We start from the raw sequence: 22,235 nt of genomic DNA on the forward strand, positions 1-22,235 counted from the left end.
AAGAATAGCACTAGCTATTTAGATAGCTAGTGCTAAGAACTTTTTATATGAGCAGCCCCCACATTTGACAAAGAGCCAATTAAAGTTGCGATAGGCTTGCATACCAGTACTATACTGGATTGTAAGACCTGTCGCAATTTTTTGTATAATATCCTATAGAGCTAATTGTATCTGCGTGATACACATGCAGTAGTTATACGCTGTTATGTGGTATAATGAAAGGTATGATAAAGGAGTGATGTCATGAAATTGTTAGCCATAGACTTAGATGATACATTGTTACGTGATGATAACACTGTGTCTGACTATACAAAAACAGTGCTTCAAAAAGCACAGCACAAGGGAATTGAGGTGCTTATTGCTACAGGGCGGATGTACCAAACGGCATATCCTGTAGCACATCGCTTAGGCTTAGGTGATGTTCCGATGGTACTGTATTCTGGCGGTGTCATCCAACGTGTAGAAAGTAAAGAACTCATTTGGGAACGAGCTATACCACCGGAGGTAGCGCGCAAAGTATTAGCTATCGCGAAAGAGCATAATATCTATATTCAGTCCTATATTGATGACGAATTATTAGTACATAGTGAAACAGAGTTCTCTCGTCTCTATGAAGAGATTACAGGTGCTAAGGCGGTATACGTAGGAGATGCTATCTATGATCCTCAAAAAGGGATTAATAAACTATTAGTAGTAAAAGAGCCTGAACGTATGGCAGAGGTTATCGAGATACTTTCCAAAGAAGTAGGACATGTAGTTGACTTAGTTCGCTCTAAAGTAAACTTCTTGGAAATTGTAGCCCCTCATGTGTCAAAAGGAGAAGCCCTAGCTTTCATGGGTGAACGATTAGGAATCGGTTTAGAAGATATGGTATCCTTTGGTAATTCAGAGAATGATATTTCTATGCTAGAAGTGACTGGTCATTCCGTGGCAGTAGGGAATGCAGAGGATCATGTAAAGACAATCGCCAAAGAAGTATGCGATACAAATGAAAAAGATGGCGTTGCGAAATGGATCGATGCCAATGTGTTATAACATGGACTAGGAGGGCCTTATGGAAGGATTTCGTTTAATTATAGTAACTGGCATGTCGGGAGCAGGGAAAACGCAAGTCATGCAAGTGTTAGAAGATATGGGGTATTTTTGTATCGACAATATACCTCCTGTATTAATTCCAAAATTTAGTGAAATTTGTCGTCAAAGTGCAGGCACTAAAGTGAGTCGAGTAGCCTTAGTGGTAGATATCCGCAGTCGTGAATTTTTTGATGATTTAAACAGTGCCTTAGATGATTTGACGGCTATGAGTGTGCCTTATGAAATTGTGTTTATGGAAGCCAGTGATGATACATTAATTCGTCGCTACAAAGAAAGCCGTCGAAGTCATCCGTTGGCGCCAGCTGGTCGAATCATTACAGGATTAGCACAAGAGCGGTCATTATTAGAGGATGTGCGAAGCAAGGCGGACCATATCATTGATACCACAAATATGAAAACATCTAGTTTGAAATCGTACATGAGACGTACCTTTAGCCATGTACAAGAGCAAACTGATGGCATGGCAATTACGGTGGTAAGTTTTGGGTTTAAATTTGGCATGCCTATCGATGCAGATATGGTATGGGATGTACGATTTTTACCGAATCCGTACTATATTCCAGAATATCGACATAAATCGGGTCGTGTGCCAGTAGTGAAAGAATATATTCATTCCTTTGAAGTGACACATGAATTTAAAAACCACTTCTTTAATACCTTGGACTTTCTAGTGCCGAACTATGAACAAGAAGGGAAAAGTCAGTTTATTGTTGCCGTAGGGTGTACGGGTGGTATGCATCGTAGTGTGGCCATGGCAGAGGCTTTATATACCCATTTAAAAGAAAAAGGCTGTAATGTATCTGTAGAGCATCGAGATATGATGCGAAATCATGTGGAAGAAGATGTGAATCCACGTTCTCAAGTAGATCTATAAAGAAAGGAGTGAGATAGCCGGTTGGTTATCTCTCAAGCCTATGAAATATAATAATTGGATGCGCTGGTTTGCACCTGGTATTAATATTAAGCGGTGGTTATTTCTCTTTTCTCTAGGCACTATATGGCTTGTTGTGGGCGTTCTCATGATGATGAATTACCAATGGTTTAGCAGTTTTGAAGATGTCTTTTTAGAATTTCTTTTCCATCTGACAGGCTCTTATAACTATACAGTGATAGCTACTATTGGACTTGTTGGTATTGTACTAGGTATACTTGCCATGCTGTGGGGGATCCGAAAAATTATTCAAACTATCGTGGGAGCGATTTTGCCAGATACAGAAGATGGTGTGAGTGATTATATTTTTGAAAAGATACGATTAGGTCAAGGACCTAAAATTGTAGTCATCGGTGGTGGAACTGGATTGTCTATGCTTCTTCGGGGATTGAAAAGAAAGACCACGAATTTAACAGCTATTGTTACGGTAGCAGATGATGGTGGTTCTTCGGGGCGATTGCGAGAAGATTTCCAGATGATTGCCCCAGGAGATTTGAGGAACTGTTTAGTAGCGTTAGCAGAAAAAGAAGGCCTCATGGAAGAGCTCTTTCAGTATCGATTTACAAAAGGTGTGGAATTATCTGGACATAGTTTTGGTAACTTATTTTTGACAGCTATGACACAGGTGCTACATGATGATGTAGAAAAAGCCTTAGAAGCATCGAGCAAAATATTACAAGTTCGTGGCCGTGTCATACCGTCTTCCACAGAAGAAATTAAATTAATTGCACAGTTAACAGATGGTACGATTGTAGAAGGGGAAAGTAATATCCCTAATGGTGGAAAGCCAATTGCTAAAGTATATACACAGCCTGAAAGACCATCTCCTGTAGGGGCTGCCCTACAAGCCATTGATGAAGCAGATGCGATTATTTTAGGACCAGGTAGTTTATACACTTCGGTGATGCCTAATTTATTAATTGACAAGGTAGCAGAACACATTGCGAATGCCAAAGCGGCTACGATTTATATTTGTAATGTTATGACACAGCCTGGTGAGACAGATGGTTATACTGTATCTGACCATGTGAAAGCTATTGAATCTCATAGCGAAAAAGGAATTATAGACACGGTCCTAGTCAACGATAATCGGATCCAAGATGCTACGTTAGAGCAATATAAAAAAGCAGGGCAAGAACCTGTTGAGGTAGATATGGATGCGTTGCAGTCTATGGGCGTTCGCACAATACGGGCGAACCTAGTGGATAGCCAGGATAAGGCTATACATAATTCTGAACGATTAGCAAAAGTTGTGATGGATGTGGTATATGCCTTACAAACAGATATTGAGCCACATATTTTAGAATATTATTTACAACGAGATGATCATTGATATTAAAATAGAGCCTATATAGGCTCTATTTTGAAATAGTATGTAATTTAGAGAGGAAGAGGTTATGTCATTTGCAGAAGATGTAAAAAATGAATTATGTCAATTTAAAACGGATGATGCATGGGCAGCTAAAGTGGAAGCCTCTTGTTTACTCCGTATGGGTGGGTCAATTTTATTAGGCATGCAAGGTAGAGTAGGCGTGCGATTAGTGACCGCTAACAATGCAGTAGCACGACGTGTATTAGCTATTATTAAAGAGCAATATGACTTGCCAACGTCTGTATTGATACGAAAAGGCTTAAACTTACGCAAGAAGAATATGTATACCTTAACCGTAGAACCTACTGAACCGAGCCGGATGGCACTGGAAGAGCTTCAATTATGGCCGGTGGATGCCATGATTCCCGATGAATGGCTTAAAGATTTAGAATCTCGTCGAGCTTTCTTACGTGGCGCATTTCTCGGCAGTGGATCTGTGAATAAACCGCAAAGTGATTACCATTTAGAGTTTATGACAACGAAAGAGGACTTTGCGGATCAGATAATTCGGGTCCTTAAAATGTTCCGCTTACATGGAAGAAAGGTGGAGCGAAAAGAAGAATTCGTGGTGTATCTAAAAGAGGGTGATGCGGTGACATCATGCTTGCAAATCATGGGGGCTCAATCGGCATTGATGAATTTTGAAAATGTTCGGATTATGAAAGATGTACGAAATACAATCAATCGACAGGTCAACTGTGAAACGGCCAATTTGCAAAAAACGGTCAATGCTGCGGTACGCCAATTAGATGCGATACGGATTATTGAAAAACATCAAGACCTTGATACATTACCAGTGCGATTGTATGAAGCTGCATTACTTCGTAAAGAGTTTCCCGACGGAAGTTTGCAAGAGTTAGTGGATGCCTATGAAGCGACATATAAGCGAGAATTAACCAAATCTGGGATTGGTCATCGATTGCGTAAGTTAGAGGCCATAGCTTTGCAGTGGGAGCCTAATGGATTAGAGATAGAATAGAGGAAGTATGAAACAAGCAACATGGAAACATCGTATTGTAATGAGTATAGTAACACTGTTAGGATTAGGCTCAGTGTATGGTCAAGCACCGAGTACAGTAAATATTGATGAGTTTACTTTCACTCCATTACAGGTAAAGACCTTAAAAGAAGTGAATACATTGTTACTATCAGATAGTCCAGAATATGTGAAAGAACCAGGTATCGTAGCAGCAGGTACATTGGAGGGACATAGCAGAGTTTATTTTTACCATGTCAACGAACATGAGGCTGATAGAAAGATTGGTATTCTTCTTGAAAATAAAGGGACGCAACCAGCGTTTGTACAAATTGAGCGTGCTGTCTATGCTAAGCCGAGTCCAGACTATTTTAAAGTAGGCAGAGAGCTTTCAAAAAAAGAGTTGGAAACGGCGACTCATCAATTAGGCAAATGGGAGCATTACGGCGTGAAATTACCTGTGCGTTCTAACAGTTTGAAAAAAGAAATACAACAGGATAGTCAGCGAATCCAACAAAAAGAAAAAGAATACAAAGGCTTAATGAAGGCTGCTATGGAGTCGGAGGGGAAAAGAACGAAAGTTTCTTTCGGACTACATAGAGATGCAGAAGAAACCTCATTTGTGTTACATCCAGGTGAGTCTAGATCAATCTTTAGAAAATTAGATTCTGTTATGGTTCATAAAGATGATTTATTTAGCGGTATAGTTGATTTTACAACGACTCAACCATTGTATGCATCCGTAGCTATGATGGAACCGAAGTCTACCGTTGAGTTTGGGTTGCCATTATTGCCAGTGCATCCGATTGATGATGTGGAGCTGAGAGGAACGTATATGGGGCGAGATCGCTTGCATATGGTAGAACCTCGCTATAATAGTGATGCTGGTCCAGGTGCATTTGAAATTGCCAATGATCGAGAAGATGCTTTTATACCAGGAGTGGATGAAACATCAAATCGAAAAGTGGTTAAGAACAAAGGTAATTATGGTGTGACTAACACGTACTTAATTCAAACGGAGGGGAAAACGCCCTATGCCTTGTATTTTAATCCATTAGGTGGTGCTTTCAGTGGTTCTTTTGCCATTACATCTTCTAAGGGAACCCGTATGTATTATATCCCTAACAAAGGAAGTTATTTAGGCCATGAAACAATATACGATACTCAATTACTAGATACCTTTGATAAACCAGAAGATTTACTGTTGGAATATATGTCACCAGGGGCTTCCAATTTGCCAGTGCGGTTTTTGTTGATTCCACAAGTAGAGTCTAGCGGTTCTAAGGATAGTACGACAAGTTATGTATCAGATTTAGTTCATAGAATTTTAGGAAAATAATCAATATAAAAATAAAAGGCTCCATTTAGTTTTTGTGAAAAAAGTATAAATTTATCTATTTTTTTAATCTATAAATGTTAATAATATGCAAGTTTACTTATTTTGAATGATTTGCTCGCCAATTAAAATAATCCAAAATGAAAAATTAAATATTGACAATCATTGCTAATTATAAATATAATGAGATAGAAATGATACTCAGATTAAAGTAGGCGATGTAGTTCGGCGAAGAGGTCCATTTGTTAGTCATATGAGACAGCAAATGGGCTTTTTTATAGGAGGATTATGAGACAGGATAGAACAAAATCATTAGAGAAGTTTAAACCAAAGGTAATGGATTTGCACATGCTCTCTTCCACAGATATAGATGGTGCTACCGTATATGAAATGAATATGCCCCATGGGAAAGCGCGGATGATCAGTCATTTTGTGTTTGATGGAGTAGAATTGACCTTTCAAGAGGTAGATATGAAGGAAATCAAGCATCAAGCAAAACCTTTGGAAGGAATGTTCGAAGTTCATTATTGTAAAGAAGGACGCATAGAGTGTGCCTTTGATAATGGTCGTGTTTTATATATGGATGAAAATGATGTTTCTGTAGGTTGGAAAGAATCACCTGGGTATGTGCATTCTACAAAATTTCCAACGTCTTATTATAAAGGCATTAACTTATCTATATATATTCCTAAGGCGCAAGCTATGGTTAACAAGTTTGTAGGCCATGAACGAATTAGTTTGCGAGAGATTTGCAATCGGTTCTGCCAAGATTTCGAATTCGGCTTTGTGTGTCGTAGAGAATCTCGATTAAGTGAGATTTTTCAGAGCCTTTACGATATACCAGATGCAGTTAAATCCCATGTATTCCAATTGAAATGCATGGAAATTATACTACTTCTTAGTACTATGACCGCAGATCGTGATTGTTGCATGCCGTACTTTGAAAGAAAGCATGTTGAGAGTGTAAAAGAAATGCATGAATTTTTGATAAAAAATTTAAACGAAAAACCGACTATAGAAGAACTGGCAAGAATGTATGGATTAGCCCCGACAGCTCTGAAAAAATGTTTCAAAGGCATTTACGGTACTAGCATACATCAATATATAAAACATGTACGAATCAAGGAAGCAGCAAAAGAATTATTGAAGTCAGATGAGAGTATTCTCAGCATAGCCAATAAGTATGGTTATGAAAATGCTAGTAAGTTCGCCGAAGCATTTCGGGGTATTATTGGTTGTAAACCTAGTGAATATAGGAAGAAAAATAAAATGTCGGAATGGAGCGGTTAAAAGCTTTTTAGAGTAGATTTAAAAATAATAAATTTGATATCATAACAACAGCTGATAAAAATTATCATATTTTTTAGGGAGGTAACAACATGGACAGCCTTTTATACATTGTACATTTATTTAACAGCGGTGGATTAGTAATGTATCCATTAGTTATTTTATCAATCATTGTCATTGCCATTGGGATTGAGCGACTTACTTATTTTAAAGCTAATACAGCATCATTAAAAGAGTTCAGTCACGATGTCTACTATGCAGTTAAAGAAAATGATTGGGCGAAAGCAAAAGAATTGTGTGCAGAGAATAAAACTGCTACAGGTCGTATTTTAAATGCAGGTTTAACATATTCCAATAATGAAACTAGCATGAAAAATGCTTTCTCTGAGCAAATGATGATTGAAGCATCTCACTTAAAAATTCATTTAGATTACTTGAGTGCGATCGTAACGATTTCTCCATTGTTGGGTTTATTGGGGACAGTATCTGGTATGATTGGTACATTCAGTGTCTTGGATAATGGTGCTGGTGCATCTGCTATTTCAGGTGGTGTAGGGGAGGCCTTGATTGCCACAGCAACTGGTTTGCTTGTAGCGATTTTAGCATTCTGTATATACACATACTTTAGCCATCGTATGGATGCAATCATCAATGATACAGAAACATTATCTGTAGTGTTATTAAATGGTATGAAAGAACAATGGAGTGATTCTCATGTTTCAAAATAGTCGATTAAAAATGAAACCTGAGTTCATGATTGTGCCAATGATTGATATCATTTTCTTCTTGCTAGTTTTCTTTATGATGAATAGTATTGAAACAGTGGCACAAAAGTCCTTGGGTGTACAGTTACCACAAGCACAATCAGCAACACAAGTCAAACAAAGTCCTATTATTTTAACACTAGACAAAGAAGGACATATTTTGATTGACTCTAAACCGTATAGTATCGATGATGCACGTAGCTATATCAGTAGCAAAGTGGGTGAAAATCCAAATACGGCGGTACTATTGCAAGCAGATAAAAATACGCAACATGGATTCGTGGTTGCCATTATGGATATGCTAAAAACTATTGGGGTTAAGAAGTTCTCAATTGCGGCTAGCTAGAAAGGATGAAGCATGGAACAATTTATTTCCTGGAAGAAATCCTACTTGATTTCCATTTTGATCCACCTTCTATTAGCTGTTGTATTAGGCCTTACGTTGGTATCTGTGGTGGAACACAAACAAACTGAAAATGCCTTTGAAATTGATATGTCCATATCCGAAGACTTGAAAGCTTCTGCCGGGGGCGGTGGCGGTGGTGGCGGAGTATCCTTCCCACAACCACTTTCACAAGAAGTTGTACAAGCGAAAGTACAAGCAGCACAACAAAGTATTTCATCTCCAGTACCAGTAGAAGATGCAGTGAATGTCCCTACATCTACATCTACTTCTGCAACAGGGAGTAGTGATGGTACTTCGAGCAATCAAGGCACTGGTGGTGGATCTGGTGGCGGTAATGGCACTGGAAATGGTACTGGTGATGGAGATGGCACAGGCTCTGGTAGCGGTGGCGGTTCTGGCTCTGGCAGCGGTGGTGGCAATGGAGATGGTGTAGGCACTACATCTGGTAATGCTCCATTTGACTGGGCAGGATTCGTAGCTACAGTACAAGCTAGAGCACAAGGTTCATACCCTCCAATGGCAATCAAACGTAACCTACAAGGTAGCGTAAGTGTTAGTGTAACCATTGACGCCAGTGGTAACATTGTATCTGTTTCTGCAGGTGGTGGACCAGGTATTTTAAATAGTCATACCCAAGATGTTGTTTATGGTATAGGCAACTATCCAAATGGTAGTGGCGAAACAGTATCTAACTCGTTCACGGTGTATTACACATTGAACGGTGAATAGTGCTAAAGCACTGGAAATAATTCAGGAGGAATTATGGATTTAAAAGCATTATTTGACTCCATGTCGGAGGAACAACGTAATATACAATTAGGCTTTGACACGGCGACGCCGTTAACACACGCATTTACAAGTAAGCGTGCGGTTCATGCAGGGTTAAGTGGCCGTCCATTAGAAAAGGAAGAGGCCCAACGCGTATGGAATGAATTAATGCAACAGCCCCCTACGCCAGGTCAAATACAAACAGCCTATATTCATATCCCTTTCTGCCAAACGAAATGTACATATTGTGGATTCTATCAACATGCTACAAATCAAGATGCAGAAGATAGATATGTAGATATGCTATTGAAAGAAATGCAAATGGCAGCAGATCAACCTCGTTTCCGTGATGGATTGATTCACACAATCTTTATCGGTGGTGGTACACCAACGTCGCTATCTGCTCATAATGCAAAACGCATGTTGGCTGCAATCCAACAATATTTCCCGTTGGCTAATGACTATGAACTAACACTAGAAGGTCGTATTCATGACTTAGTGCCAGAAAAAATGGATGTATGGATGAGCCATGGTGTCAACCGTATGTCCTTAGGGGTACAGTCTTTCCATACTCATGTACGTCGTCAATTGGGTCGTTTAGATGATCAAGATACAGTATTGTCTCGCTTGGAACAATTGAAAGCATACCAACAATGTTCTGTAATCGTGGACTTAATTTATGGATTGCCAGATCAAACGATGGACGTATGGATGGAAGATTTAAAACTTCTTGAACAATCCGCAGCAGATGGTATGGACTTGTATCAATTAAATGTCTTTGAAAACAGTGATTTACAAAGCTTAATTGAACGCGGTAAAGTGAGTCCAGCAGCTACCACTAAGGAACAAGCGTTAATGTATGAAGCAGCTGTCAAATATTTAATGAAACGTGATTTCACACGTTTGAGTGCAGCCCATTGGAGTCGAGCACCACGTGAACGCTCTATGTACAACACAATGGCGAAAGCTGGATACCCAATGTATCCATTTGGCTGTGGTGCCGGTGGTAACTTAGGTGGATATATGACAATGTTACACCGTGTATTACCTCCATACGAAGCACTTGTAGAAGAAGGTAAAAAACCATTTATGGTTCTTATGAAACAATCTGAGCTACAAGAATTTTCAAATTATGTTATTAGTTCCTTAGAAAGAGGCGTTTTAAATTTAGACGCTTTGATCGAAATGGATCCAAAACTAGAGGACTTACGTTGGTTACTTGATACTTGGGTAACACGTGGTCTGATGGAATACAATGGCGTGTTGTATCGCTTAACAACTGCTGGTGGATTCTGGCATGTAAATATTACGCAAACTGTCATTGAATGTGTTCAATACATCTTAACGGGTGAAAGCACATTGTTACATGAAAATATTGCAGCCCAAAACCATGGTGGCAGACCGAAAGATCATCCGCATGTAGGTGGTGGTCATCCTGAAGGAGTGGCGAAACATCCACACGGAAGCGGTGGTCATCCATCAGGTGTTCCGAAAGGACATCCAGCAGGAGTTCCAATGGGCGGACATCCAGCGGGTGTGCCTAAGCATCCACATGGAGCAGGCGGACACCCAGCAGGTATCCCAAAAGGACATCCAGGGGATGTTGAAACTACGCGTGCCCATGGTACAGTAGGTCATAGTCCATTTAAGAAAAATATTTAGGTAGTATCTATTACAGGTGAACTCCTACACACCTTACCAAACCAAAATATATAGTTTCCTGTAATAGTTCTATAGCCACCTTTTTGGTGGAGTCAGGTATACCAAGATCAAAGTTGGCAAGACTGCTATCATACGTTGATACGTTTAAAATCACTTGTTTATGTGCAGTGTCCGTAGGCTTTGCCTACGGACGTATATCTGATATACATTGTGTATATTTGTATCTGAGGATACCGATATATAATGATTTAATTAGTATATTTAATACAGAGTGTATAATAGTATATGTAAAAGGAGCACACTTTTTAAAGGTGTGAAAAAATTAATGAAATCAATCGTAATTTACTCAAGCCGTACAGGCAATACAAAAATGGTAGCAGAAGCTATTGCAAGTGCTTTACCTGAAGGTACTCCATGCGTAACTGTAAAAGAAGTTCCAGCTGACTTAGCATCTTATGATGTAGTATTCATGGGATTCTGGGCGGACCAAGGTAATGCAGATAAAGCGGCACAAGCTGTGATTAAAGAAATTACAAATGAAAAAGTAGCTTTATTCTGTACTTTAGGGGTTCCTCCAGTATCTCCTCATGCACAAGAAACTGTAGAAGCAGCTGCGAAATTGTTACCAAATGGCCAAACACCAGTAGGTTACTTCAAATGCCAAGGTAAAGTAGATCCAAAAGTAATCGAAATGATGTACAAAATGTTCCCAGAAGGACATAGCCATGGTAAGAGCGCTGAACGTGATGCACGTCATGCACAAGCTGCATCTCATCCAGACGAAAATGACTTAGCTAATGCAAAAGCATTCGCTTCCGAGGTTGTGAAATCAATTTAATAAAGTTGTTAATGCAATAGCGAATACAACTGTGTAATAACGACTGTATCCTTTGCACGAAGATATGTGACATATTTTTGTGTGATAGGATACAGTTTTTTTGTGCTTAACATAATATAATTAATTAAAGTTTATATTATTTTTAAAAAATATAGATTATAAGATTGATTATTCATATATTTTTAGTATATAATAAAATAAATCTATATTCTATAGAATATAGATTTATAGAAATATAAAGGAGTGATAGTATGTCATATTATATTGATATAAATTGTGATTTAGGTGAAAGCTTTGGCGTATATACTATGGGTATGGATGCAGAAGTATTACAATATGTTACTAGTGCTAATGTGGCTTGTGGCTGGCATGCAGGAGATCCTATGGTCATGTTAAAGACGGTGGAAATTTGTAAGCAGGAAGGTGTTGCTGTAGGTGCTCATCCAGGCTATCCAGATCTATTGGGGTTTGGCAGAAGGCATATGGCGATACAGCCAGAAGAGGCCAAAGCTTATATGGTATATCAGGTAGGCGCTTTACAGGGGTTTTGTAACTTATATGGACTTACATTACAACATATAAAGTTGCATGGCGCATTTTATAATACAGCCTGTGTGACGCCTATTCTAGCAGATGCGATACTCGATGGAATAGCAGCCATGAACCCTTCTTTGGCGATTATGGCATTAAGTGGAAGTTATATTACAAAAGCAGCACAGAAGAGAGGTATTTCTGTGATACATGAAGTATTTGCAGATCGAGGCTATACAGAAGAGGGAACATTAGTACCACGTTCGGAACCTGGTGCCTTTATTCATGATCCTAATGAAGCAGTAGAGCGTGTGTTGCGAATGATTAAAGAAGGAACCGTTATTACAAACACAGGTAAAAGCATTCCTATTCAGGCAGATTCAGTCTGTGTTCATGGGGATAATCCACAAGCCATTGAGTTTGTTAAGGGATTGAGAGAGGGACTTATTAGAGAAGGAATTACCCTGAGTAGTTTTCAAGCTAGATAGAAGGAGTTATATACATGAAACCATTGACAAATAATAGTAATATATCAGTTTTGCTAGGAGCAGCATTTTTAATGGCTACATCTTCCATTGGACCTGGCTTTATGTTGCAAACAGCGGCATTTACATCAGAATATAAAGCGGACTTTGGATTCGCTATTGCTATATCAGTTATTTTTTCGATTATAGCTCAATTAAATGTTTGGACTATTATCAGTGTTTCTCGCATGAGAGGACAAGATATTGCCAATAAAATCTTACCGGGACTGGGGTATGTAGTAGCGTTTTTAATTGCTCTAGGTGGCTTAGCATTTAATATTGGTAATATTGGTGGGGCTTCCATGGGATTGCATATCATATTGGGGATTGATGCCACTACTGCAGCAGCTATTAGTGGAATCATCGGGATTGCTTTATTTGCATCTCCTAAAATTGGAGGAGCCCTCGATATGACGGCTAAAGTGTTAGGGACAGTTATGATTGTGCTCATCGGATGGATCGCATTCTCTACACACCCTCCTGTACAAGAGGCTATGACTCATACAGTCATGCCTGATACGTATCCATGGTTAGCAACATTGACGTTAATTGGTGGGACTGTAGGTGGTTATATTACATTCTCAGGAGGACATAGACTTATCGATTCCAATATTACAGGTGAGGAACATTTGCCTGATGTTAGAAAGTCGGCGTTCTTAGGTATGTCTGTAGATGCATTAGTGCGAGTTCTATTGTTTTTGGCTGTATTAGGCGTAGTATCTAGTGGATTTGTACTTGATCCCAAAGACCCTGCAGGCTCAGCATTTTTGTTAGGGGCAGGGCCTATAGGATATATTATTTTTGGAGTTGTATTTTTCTGTGCGGCCATTACATCTGTGGTAGGGGCAGCGTACACATCGGTATCTTTTCTGAAAACTTTATTCTCTGTAGTGAAAGCGTATGAGAAGTTAACGATTATGCTATTTATTGCAATTTCAACATGTATATTAATTTTTATTGGAAAGCCAGCAGCACTTTTAATTCTAGCAGGCTCTATTAATGGGCTTATCCTACCTATCACACTGGCAGTTATGTTAATTGCTACGCGTAAAACTAATATTGTAGGAACCTATCAACATCCTACATTGTTATATTACGCTGGATGGTGTGTCGTGCTAATTACAGCGTATATTGGCATAACTTCTTTAGAAGGAATTACAAAATTATTGCATTAATAGGATAGTTCTTCTACAACGTTGTATGCATTATGAACTTTGATGCTGCTACGTAGAAATGAGGGTATATATAATGGATATGATTTCACCTGTTGGGGATACAGCAATATTAATATCATTTGGAGATGTGATTTCACCAACGATTAACTATAAAATACGGCGAATGATAGAGATGATAGAGGACATGAAAGACCCAGCGATACAGGAGATAATCCCGGCCTATACATCCTTGTTAATACAGTATGACGCGCTAGAGTCTTCTTATAAAGAACTTAAAGCAAGACTGGAACCTCTCGTGTCTATACCAGTTGAAATATCAGAAGAGGATTGTGTAACTGTCATTGAGATTCCTACTTTATATGGTGGAGAATATGGGCCAGATCTTCCTGTTGTAGCTGCGCATAATCATATGTCAGAAGATGAGGTTGTTACTATTCATTCTGGACGAGATTATTTGGTATATATGCTAGGCTTTATTCCTGGATTTGCCTATTTGGGTGGAATGGATTCTAGAATTGCAACACCTCGGCTACAGACTCCTAGACAATCTATACCAGCAGGTTCAGTAGGTATTGCAGGTGAGCAAACGGGTATCTACCCAAGTCAATCTCCAGGTGGTTGGCAGATTATTGGGCGTACGCCGATTGCTATGTATGATCTTCAAAGAGAGGTACCGTCATTACTTTCAGCAGGTCAATATGTTAGATATGTTCCTATTGATGAAGAGTCATTTCTCGATATAAAGAAAATACAAAATCAGTATATACCTATATCACGGGTGATTAAAGTAGGTGAGTTACGTGGATAAATATATAGGCAAGAGGGCCTCAATCGAGATACTACAGCCAGGGTTATTTACAACTGTGCAAGATGCGGGACGAACAGGTTATCAACAGTATGGTATGCCCGTAGCAGGACCGATGGATATAGAAAGTTATTTACTAGGACAGGCTCTAGTTGGGAATAGAATGAATGTAGGCTCTTTAGAATGTACTGTTCTTCCTCCAACCATACAAGTTCATGGTGAGTGTATTGTAGCTTTTACAGGCGCTAATATGAAGCCTACTATTAATGGAGTAGATGTATCGAGATATATACCATATATCTGTCAAGACGGAGATCTTATTTCTGGAAGTGTTACTGAATGTGGGATGCGTATGTACATATCATTTTGCGGAGGTATTGATGTTCCAGCTATTAATGGGAGTGTGTCAACGCATACGAAAGCGTGTATAGGAGGCTATGAAGGCCGGTCTTTGCAACGAGGTGACCAGCTGTCTTTGCATGATTTTGTTAGGGGCGCATTAACACAATGTGATATCACTGATACAGCGAATCGATTATTTAATTCAGCACTTTATAATCGGGGTGGTCGATATTGCCATGAACCGTTTCGGGTTGTACTAGGAGAACAAGCCAAGCACTTTACAAAAGAGGGAATAAAAACATTTGTAAATAGTTCCTATGTGTTAACAGATCAATGTGATAGAATGGGATTTAGATTGGAAGGACCTGAGATTGCTCATGTGAAAGGTGCTGACATTATTTCTGATGGAGCCGTGTTCGGTTCTATACAAGTTCCATCCAATGGTAAACCTATTATTTTGATGGCAGACCGACAAACGACGGGAGGATATACTAAGATTGGAGCCGTTATATCAGCAGACTTACCTCGCCTCAGTCAGCTACCAGTGGGCGATGAAATTCAATTTGAATTAGTATCTATTGATGTAGCGCAAAAAATTTATCGCTCGTATATGGCTAAATGGGGAGCATTACACCATTTGGCGCGTAGACAAAGTCGTTATGTTTTTAGAGTGAAGTCTAGCAATTCTTGACGTTTTTAATGATATACATTATAATAATATCTAAGCTTAACATCGGTACGAGAGACCGAAAGCAAACATTGTAAAACCTTTTAAATTAGTCCTGTGAGGCTAGTAAGGGAACATAGTGAAAATAATACTATAGGTCTACCTATATGGTGGATTCAATTGTGATAGATAGAACTATGCGACCTCTTGCCTTCGGGTGAGAGGTCTTTTTGCATATAAAGACAGGGTACAAAGGAGGCTGTAATGGGAGACATTAGCTTAAAAGGTAAGCATCTATTGGGACTGCAAGGTCGCACAAAAGAAGAAATTGAACTCATTTTACGGGTAGCAAAGAAAATGAAGAAAATTATCCTTTCAGAGGATAAAAAATATCCATTGTTAAAGGGTAAAGCTATTATTAACTTGTTCATGGAAAATAGTACTAGAACGAGAAGCTCCTTTGAACTGGCTGGGAAATATTTAGGTGCCGATGTAATCAACATTACAAAAAGTGGCAGCTCTATGGCCAAAGGCGAAAGCTTCCGTGATACATTGCTTACTGTGTCCTATATGGGGACAGATGCTATCGTTATGCGCTCCAGCGAAGAAGGATCTCCTTTGTATGCTACGAAATGCGTAGACCCTATCATCATCAATGCTGGTGATGGTGCTCATGAGCATCCAACACAAGCCTTATTAGATATGTATTCTATTTTAGAACATAAACCAAGCTTAGAAGGCTTGAAAGTTGTTATCGTAGGCGATATCATGCATAGTCGTGTAGCACGATCCAATATTTATGGATTGAAAACGATGGGGGCAGATGTACATTTGGCTGGTCCTAGAACGTTAGTCTATCCAGAACTTGAAAAATTGGGGGTCACCGTTCATCATGATGTACGAGAAGCAGTAAAAGATGCAGATGTTGTGAACGTACTTCGCATTCAATTAGAGCGTATTAACTCTGCCCTATATCCAAGTAATCGTGAGTATGCGAGAATCTTTGGAATCAATAAATCCGTACTAGCTAATGCGAAAGACGATGTACTAGTACTGCATCCAGGACCGATGAACCGAGGCCTTGAAATTGCGCCAGATGTGGCTTATGGCGATGAATCAGCGATTCAAGAGCAGGTGCGAAATGGTGTAGCTATCCGCATGGCAGTATTATACTTAACAATTATGGGAGGTGACGGCAGTGAGCTTGTTGATTAAAAATGGTACAGTAGTTAACCCTGCGAAAGGACAACATGAAATTGCAGATATTCTAATAGAAAACGGTGTCATTACCAACATAGGTCAAAACTTGCAGGTAGATAATGCGGAAGTTTATGATGCAACAGGTCTTATTGTAGCACCGGGGTTGATAGATATTCATACACATTTACGTGAGCCAGGCCAAGAAGCGAAAGAAGATTTTCACAGTGGTACACAGGCTGCTGCAGCTGGTGGATTTACACGTATTGCCACCATGGCCAATACAAATCCTGTTGTAGATAATTCTGCCTTAGTGCGTGGTTTACGTAAACAAGCAGAATTGACTGGCGTCGTGAAAGTTGAATTCATAGGTGCTATTTCTAAAGGTCTTCAAGGCAAAGAGTTGACTGAAATGGGTGATATGGCAGAAGCTGGTGTAGTGGGATTCTCTGATGATGGACATTATGTTGAGAATGCAGCATTTATGCGTCGTGCTTTGGAATATTCATCTATGTTTGGAAAAATGGTTATCGACCATGCCGAAGAATGCAGTTTGACTTGTGAAGGGCATATGCATGAAGGCATTGTTTCTTATGAAATGGGCGTCAAAGGTCGTCCTGCTGTGGCGGAAGACCTAGCGGTGGCTCGTGATATTATGCTAGCAGAAATGACAGGTGGTCATATTCATATCGCTCATGTGAGTACGAAAAGTGCAGTTGACCAAGTGCGTAGAGCAAAAGCGCAAGGCATTAAGGTCACTTGTGAAGTGACGAGCCAACATTTGGCTTTCACAGATGAATATTTAAGAGATTACAATACAGATTTTAAAATGGCGCCGCCAATTCGTTCCGAAGATCATCGTAAAGCGTTACTAGAAGCCCTACAAGATGGAACGATTGATGCCATAATTACAGACCATGCACCACATGCGTATGAAGAAAAAGACGTGGAATTCTGCTGTGCAGCGAATGGTTTCACGGGACTAGAAACATCCTTTGCAGCGGTGGTAACACATGTATTGAAACCAGGGATTTTATCCATCGATGACATCGTTAACTTGATGAGTACAAAACCTGCTCAATTAATCGGTGTAGATGCAGGCGTACTAGAAGTAGGAAAACCAGCAGATATTTCTGTATTATCTCTAGATGAAACATGGACAGTAGATAGAAATCAATTCTATACACGTGGCAAATCGTGCCCATTTGATGGCATGACATTGCAAGGTAAAGCTAAATTAACGGTAGTAGATGGACAAATTGTAATGAAAGACGGGGTTGTAACAGCGTGAAAGGTAAATTAGTACTAGAAAATGGAACTATCTTCAAAGGCACTTTATTAGGCGGTATGCCTATCGTCGGCGAAGTAGTATTTAATACAGGTATGACAGGATACCAAGAGATTTTAACTGACCCATCTTATGCGGATCAAATCATTACGTTGACGTATCCATTGGTAGGTAATTATGGTGTAACACGGGAAGTAGATCAATCTTCTAAACCATATTGTAAGGCCATGATTGTAGGAGAGTTATGTACATTCCCAAGCAATTGGCAAAATGAAGGGGCTTTTGAAGAGTATATGCGTATGCATGGTATTCCTTGCTTGTATGATGTAGATACTCGTGCTATTACTCGTGCTATCCGTAGTCACGGTGTTATGAAAGGTGTTATCTGTCCAGTAGATACACCACAAGATAAAATTGATGCTCTATTGGCACAACCATTGGCAACGGATCATATTATGCGTGTCACAACAAAATGGGAAGGACATCGTGGCAGTGATACAGCAGAGTTCCATGTAGCTGTATATGACTTTGGTATCAAAGAAAATATTTTACAATCATTGGAAAATGAAGGCTGTAAACTTACTATTTTCCCAGCTAATACAAAAGCGGAAACTGTGATGGATTGCAAACCAGATGGTATCTTCTTGTCCAATGGCCCTGGAGATCCAAAAGATGTACCTGAGATAGTAGAAGAAATTAAAAAATTAGTAGGGCAAAAGCCAATATTTGGTATCTGCATGGGTCATCAATTGATTGCACGTGCCTTTGGTGGTGAAACGTATAAATTACGATTTGGACATCGTGGGTCTAACCATCCAGTAAAAGATTTAGATACAAACCGCGTATATATTACGTCGCAAAATCATGGCTATGCAGTAGATGAAGCTAGCTTAGAAGGCTCTGGTTTACGTGTATCTCATCGCAGTGTCAACGACGGAACTGTAGAAGGATTAGTACATACAGAATTACCAATTATGTCTGTTCAATATCATCCTGAAGCATCACCGGGACCAACAGATAATGTATACTTGTTTGAACGTTTTAAAGAATTAATGAGAAGGGGTTAATGATGGAAAAGAAAAAAGTCCTCGTTATTGGTTCTGGTCCAATTATTATTGGACAAGCCGCAGAGTTTGATTATGCAGGTACACAAGCATGCCAATCCCTTCGAGAAGAAGGCTATGAAGTAGTGTTGGTAAACTCCAATCCCGCTACAATCATGACAGACCGTGATATTGCGGATCGCGTATATATCGAGCCGATTTCCTTAGAATTTGTTACAGAGATTATTCGTAAAGAGAGACCATTTGGTGTACTAGCTACCTTGGGTGGACAAGTAGGTCTGAATATGGCTGTGGAACTTTCAGAAGCGGGCGTATTGAAAGAGTACAATGTACAATTATTAGGTACTACTCTTGAGGCGATTAAACAGGCAGAAGATCGTGAGTTGTTCAAAGAAGCGATGAAACGCATTAATCAACCAGTTCCTGAATCAGATATTTTCAGCGATGTAGCACAAGCAGTGGAATTTGCAAATCGTATTGGGTATCCTATCATCATTCGTCCTGCCTATACATTAGGTGGTACTGGCGGTGGTATTGCTCATAACGAAGAAGAAATGTACATGATTGCACTTCGTGGTATTAAATTAAGTCCTATTCATCAAATTCTTGTAGAACGCTCTGTTGCAGGGTGGAAAGAAGTAGAATATGAAGTGATGCGTGACCGTGCGGATAACTGTATTATCGTATGTAACATGGAAAATATTGATCCAGTAGGCGTACATACAGGCGATTCTGTGGTTGTGGCACCATCACAAACATTGAACGATACACAATACCAAATGCTTCGCACAGCTTCTGTGGATATCATTCGTTACCTTGAAATCGAAGGTGGCTGTAATGTGCAATATGCCTTAGATCCATATAGCAATCAATACTATGTAATCGAAGTAAACCCACGTGTATCTCGCTCCTCCGCCTTGGCTTCTAAAGCAACAGGCTACCCAATTGCTAAAGTAGCCGCGAAAGTGGCTATCGGCATGACATTGGATGAAATTACAAATGCGGTAACTGGTGAGACAAAAGCATGTTTCGAGCCATCCCTAGATTATGTAGTAACTAAATTCCCACGTTGGCCATTTGAAAAATTCAACTTGGCGGATCGTACATTGGGAACACAAATGAAAGCTACTGGCGAAGTTATGGCGATTGACCGTACGTTAGAAGGTTCTTTACTAAAAGCGATTCGTTCCTTAGAGATCGGCTTAGATCATATTGAGTTGAAAAAGATTGCTCATGAAACGCCAGAGCAATTGATTGAACGGTTGCAATTAGTCGATGATGAGCGTTTGTATGTCATTGCACAAGCACTTCGTGTTGGTATTAGCGTCGAAAAAATTTGCTACATTACAAAAATTAACTCTTTCTTCATTAACAAAATTAAAAATATTGTGATGGTAGAAAAAGACTTGTCTGAGAATGGTATTACGGAAAGTAATTTAAAATTAGCGAAAAAATATTCCTTCCCAGATAAAGTGATTGCTCGCTATGCAAACTGCTCTCCTGAGGACGTATTGGCAAAACGCAATGAGCTTGGCATTCATCCGACTTATAAATATGTAGATACTTGTGCAGCAGAGTTTGAAGCGCATACACCATACTACTATAGTGCGTATGCTACAGAAGATGAAGTTGTGCCACGTGGTGAAAATAGTGTAATCGTTCTTGGTTCTGGCCCAATTCGTATCGGTCAAGGTGTGGAGTTCGACTATTGCTCCGTACATTCTTCTTGGGCATTGCGCAAGGCAGGCATGAAATCCATTATTATAAACAATAACCCAGAAACGGTAAGTACAGACTTTGATACATCTGACAGTTTGTACTTTGAACCGTTGACTGTAGATGATGTAATGGAAATTATCCGTAAAGAAAATCCAGTGGGGGTTATTGCTCAGTTCGGTGGACAAACAGCCATAAACTTAGCAGGCCCATTAGCAGAACGAGGAGTAAATATTCTAGGTACATCTGTAGATAGCATTGATATGGCGGAAGACCGTGAACGTTTCGATGAATTATTGGCAAAATTAGAAATTCCTCGTCCAGTAGGTGCATTGGTTACGAGTGATGAAGAAGCATTAGAGGCGGCAAAACGGCTTCAATATCCATTGATTGTACGTCCTTCCTATGTATTAGGTGGCCGTGCTATGGAAATTGTGTATAATGACCAAGAATTAGATCGTTATATGAAAGAAGCTGTAGTAGCATCGAAAGACCATCCAGTGTTAATCGACCGCTATATGGTGGGTATGGAAGTAGAAGTAGATGCCATCTCTGATGGTATCGATGTATGCATCCCTGGTATCATGGAACAAGTAGAGCGTGCCGGCGTACACTCTGGTGACTCCATCGCAGTATATCCAGCGCAGCATTTATCTGACGAATTGACAGAACAAATCGTAGATTACACACGTCGCATCGCCAAAGGATTGAATGTAAAAGGTGTATTGAATATTCAATATATCGTGGTGAATGGTGAACTTCATGTCATCGAAGTAAATCCACGTTCTAGCCGTACTGTACCTTTCATCAGTAAAGTAACCGGCATCAACATGGTAGAATATGCGACACGCATCGCATTAGGGGAAACATTAGAAAGCCTAGGCTTACCAACAGGCTTGGTGCCAGCTCGTCCACATGTGGCGGTGAAAGCACCAGTATTCTCTTTCTCAAAAATGGGTTTAGTAGAAATTGCCTTAGGACCAGAAATGAAATCTACTGGTGAAGTTATGGGCATCGGTCGTACCTATGCAGATGCTTTATTCAAAGCTATTCACGGTGCCAACATGCGTATCCCTGATAAAGGCAATATCTTGATGACTGTAGCAGACCGTGACAAAGAAGAAGCGGCTCGCTTGGCAAAAGGTTTTATCGACTTGGGATACCATATTATGGCTACCGGAGGTACAGGTCGTTATTTCACAGAACATGGTGTAAATTGTACAGTGGTCAATAAAATTTCTGAAGGTAATCCAAACTGCGCTGACTTCATTCGAGAAGGTAAAGTGGACTTGATGTTGAACACCTTGACATATGGTAAAAAACCAGAGCGTGAAGGATTCCAATTGCGTCGTTTAGCTGTTGAAATGGGTGTGCCATGTTTGACGTCTTTAGATACAGCTCGCGAAGTATTACACGTAGTGGCAAGCCGTGCTACAGCAGGGGATGCTATCACGGTAGATGCCGTACAAGATTATGAAATGGAGTAATCAC

Annotated in this window: 19 protein-coding genes; all 19 read left to right on the forward strand. The window is 39.7% G+C overall.

What is annotated here, in order from left to right; all coding sequences use genetic code 11:
- Positions 1-243: 243 nt before the first annotated feature.
- The 19 genes from EO122_RS01615 to carB all read left to right on the forward strand — a co-directional run bounded on the left by EO122_RS01615 (position 244) and on the right by carB (position 22,231).
- Positions 244-1,035, forward strand: coding sequence for a Cof-type HAD-IIB family hydrolase (locus EO122_RS01615; RefSeq protein ID WP_127009088.1), 792 nt, complete (start codon positions 244-246; stop codon positions 1,033-1,035).
- A gap of 19 nt (positions 1,036-1,054) precedes the next feature.
- Positions 1,055-1,969: an RNase adapter RapZ gene (gene rapZ, locus EO122_RS01620; RefSeq protein WP_127009089.1), complete on the forward strand. Its 915-nt coding sequence runs from the start codon at positions 1,055-1,057 to the stop codon at positions 1,967-1,969.
- Between the two features lie 40 nt (positions 1,970-2,009).
- Positions 2,010-3,359 carry a gluconeogenesis factor YvcK family protein gene (gene yvcK, locus EO122_RS01625; RefSeq protein WP_127009090.1) on the forward strand — a complete coding sequence of 450 codons (1,350 nt, stop codon included), beginning with the start codon at positions 2,010-2,012 and terminating at the stop codon, positions 3,357-3,359.
- Between the two features lie 64 nt (positions 3,360-3,423).
- Positions 3,424-4,377 carry a DNA-binding protein WhiA gene (gene whiA / locus EO122_RS01630; protein ID WP_127009091.1) on the forward strand — a complete coding sequence of 318 codons (954 nt, stop codon included), beginning with the start codon at positions 3,424-3,426 and terminating at the stop codon, positions 4,375-4,377.
- A gap of 7 nt (positions 4,378-4,384) precedes the next feature.
- Positions 4,385-5,713 (forward strand): hypothetical protein, encoded by a 1,329-nt coding sequence (locus EO122_RS01635; RefSeq protein ID WP_127009092.1) that lies wholly within the window; start codon positions 4,385-4,387, stop codon positions 5,711-5,713.
- A gap of 285 nt (positions 5,714-5,998) precedes the next feature.
- The gene (locus EO122_RS01640; protein WP_127009093.1) at positions 5,999-7,000 is read left to right on the forward strand and encodes an AraC family transcriptional regulator; all 1,002 of its coding nucleotides are present in this window, start codon (positions 5,999-6,001) and stop codon (positions 6,998-7,000) included.
- Between the two features lie 89 nt (positions 7,001-7,089).
- The gene (locus EO122_RS01645; RefSeq protein ID WP_127009094.1) at positions 7,090-7,725 is read left to right on the forward strand and encodes a MotA/TolQ/ExbB proton channel family protein; all 636 of its coding nucleotides are present in this window, start codon (positions 7,090-7,092) and stop codon (positions 7,723-7,725) included.
- Positions 7,712-8,107: a biopolymer transporter ExbD gene (locus tag EO122_RS01650; protein ID WP_126937852.1), complete on the forward strand. Its 396-nt coding sequence runs from the start codon at positions 7,712-7,714 to the stop codon at positions 8,105-8,107. The genes EO122_RS01645 and EO122_RS01650 overlap by 14 nt, the downstream gene beginning before the upstream one ends.
- Positions 8,108-8,119: 12 nt before the next feature.
- Entirely contained in the window at positions 8,120-8,896 is a 777-nt protein-coding gene (locus EO122_RS01655) for an energy transducer TonB (protein ID WP_127009095.1), read from the forward strand.
- A gap of 33 nt (positions 8,897-8,929) precedes the next feature.
- Positions 8,930-10,597: a heme anaerobic degradation radical SAM methyltransferase ChuW/HutW gene (gene hutW / locus EO122_RS01660; RefSeq protein WP_127009096.1), complete on the forward strand. Its 1,668-nt coding sequence runs from the start codon at positions 8,930-8,932 to the stop codon at positions 10,595-10,597.
- Between the two features lie 325 nt (positions 10,598-10,922).
- Positions 10,923-11,435, forward strand: a complete 513-nt coding sequence (locus EO122_RS01665) for a flavodoxin family protein (protein ID WP_126937855.1) — start codon at positions 10,923-10,925, stop codon at positions 11,433-11,435.
- A 251-nt stretch (positions 11,436-11,686) separates the two neighbouring features.
- Positions 11,687-12,454, forward strand: a complete 768-nt coding sequence (locus EO122_RS01670; RefSeq protein ID WP_126937856.1) for a LamB/YcsF family protein — start codon at positions 11,687-11,689, stop codon at positions 12,452-12,454.
- Positions 12,455-12,468: 14 nt separating this feature from the next.
- Positions 12,469-13,665: an NRAMP family divalent metal transporter gene (locus EO122_RS01675; RefSeq protein ID WP_127009097.1), complete on the forward strand. Its 1,197-nt coding sequence runs from the start codon at positions 12,469-12,471 to the stop codon at positions 13,663-13,665.
- Between the two features lie 70 nt (positions 13,666-13,735).
- Positions 13,736-14,473, forward strand: coding sequence for a 5-oxoprolinase subunit PxpB (gene pxpB / locus EO122_RS01680; RefSeq protein ID WP_127009205.1), 738 nt, complete (start codon positions 13,736-13,738; stop codon positions 14,471-14,473).
- A complete protein-coding gene (locus EO122_RS01685) occupies positions 14,466-15,503 on the forward strand; it encodes a biotin-dependent carboxyltransferase family protein (protein WP_127009098.1) in 1,038 nt (345 codons plus the stop codon). Before pxpB ends, EO122_RS01685 begins: the two co-directional genes overlap by 8 nt.
- A 240-nt stretch (positions 15,504-15,743) precedes the next feature.
- Entirely contained in the window at positions 15,744-16,694 is a 951-nt protein-coding gene (locus tag EO122_RS01690; protein WP_127009099.1) for an aspartate carbamoyltransferase catalytic subunit, read from the forward strand.
- On the forward strand, positions 16,678-17,967 hold the full coding sequence (locus tag EO122_RS01695) for a dihydroorotase (protein WP_127009100.1): 1,290 nt from the start codon (positions 16,678-16,680) through the stop codon (positions 17,965-17,967). Before EO122_RS01690 ends, EO122_RS01695 begins: the two co-directional genes overlap by 17 nt.
- Positions 17,964-19,031 carry a glutamine-hydrolyzing carbamoyl-phosphate synthase small subunit gene (gene carA / locus EO122_RS01700; RefSeq protein ID WP_127009101.1) on the forward strand — a complete coding sequence of 356 codons (1,068 nt, stop codon included), beginning with the start codon at positions 17,964-17,966 and terminating at the stop codon, positions 19,029-19,031. The genes EO122_RS01695 and carA overlap by 4 nt, the downstream gene beginning before the upstream one ends.
- A 2-nt stretch (positions 19,032-19,033) precedes the next feature.
- Positions 19,034-22,231, forward strand: coding sequence for a carbamoyl-phosphate synthase large subunit (carB, locus tag EO122_RS01705; RefSeq protein WP_371413170.1), 3,198 nt, complete (start codon positions 19,034-19,036; stop codon positions 22,229-22,231).
- Positions 22,232-22,235 lie beyond the last annotated feature (4 nt).

The organism is Veillonella sp. CHU110, assembly GCF_003992255.1.
In the GTDB taxonomy this organism is placed as follows: Bacteria; Bacillota; Negativicutes; order Veillonellales; family Veillonellaceae; genus F0422.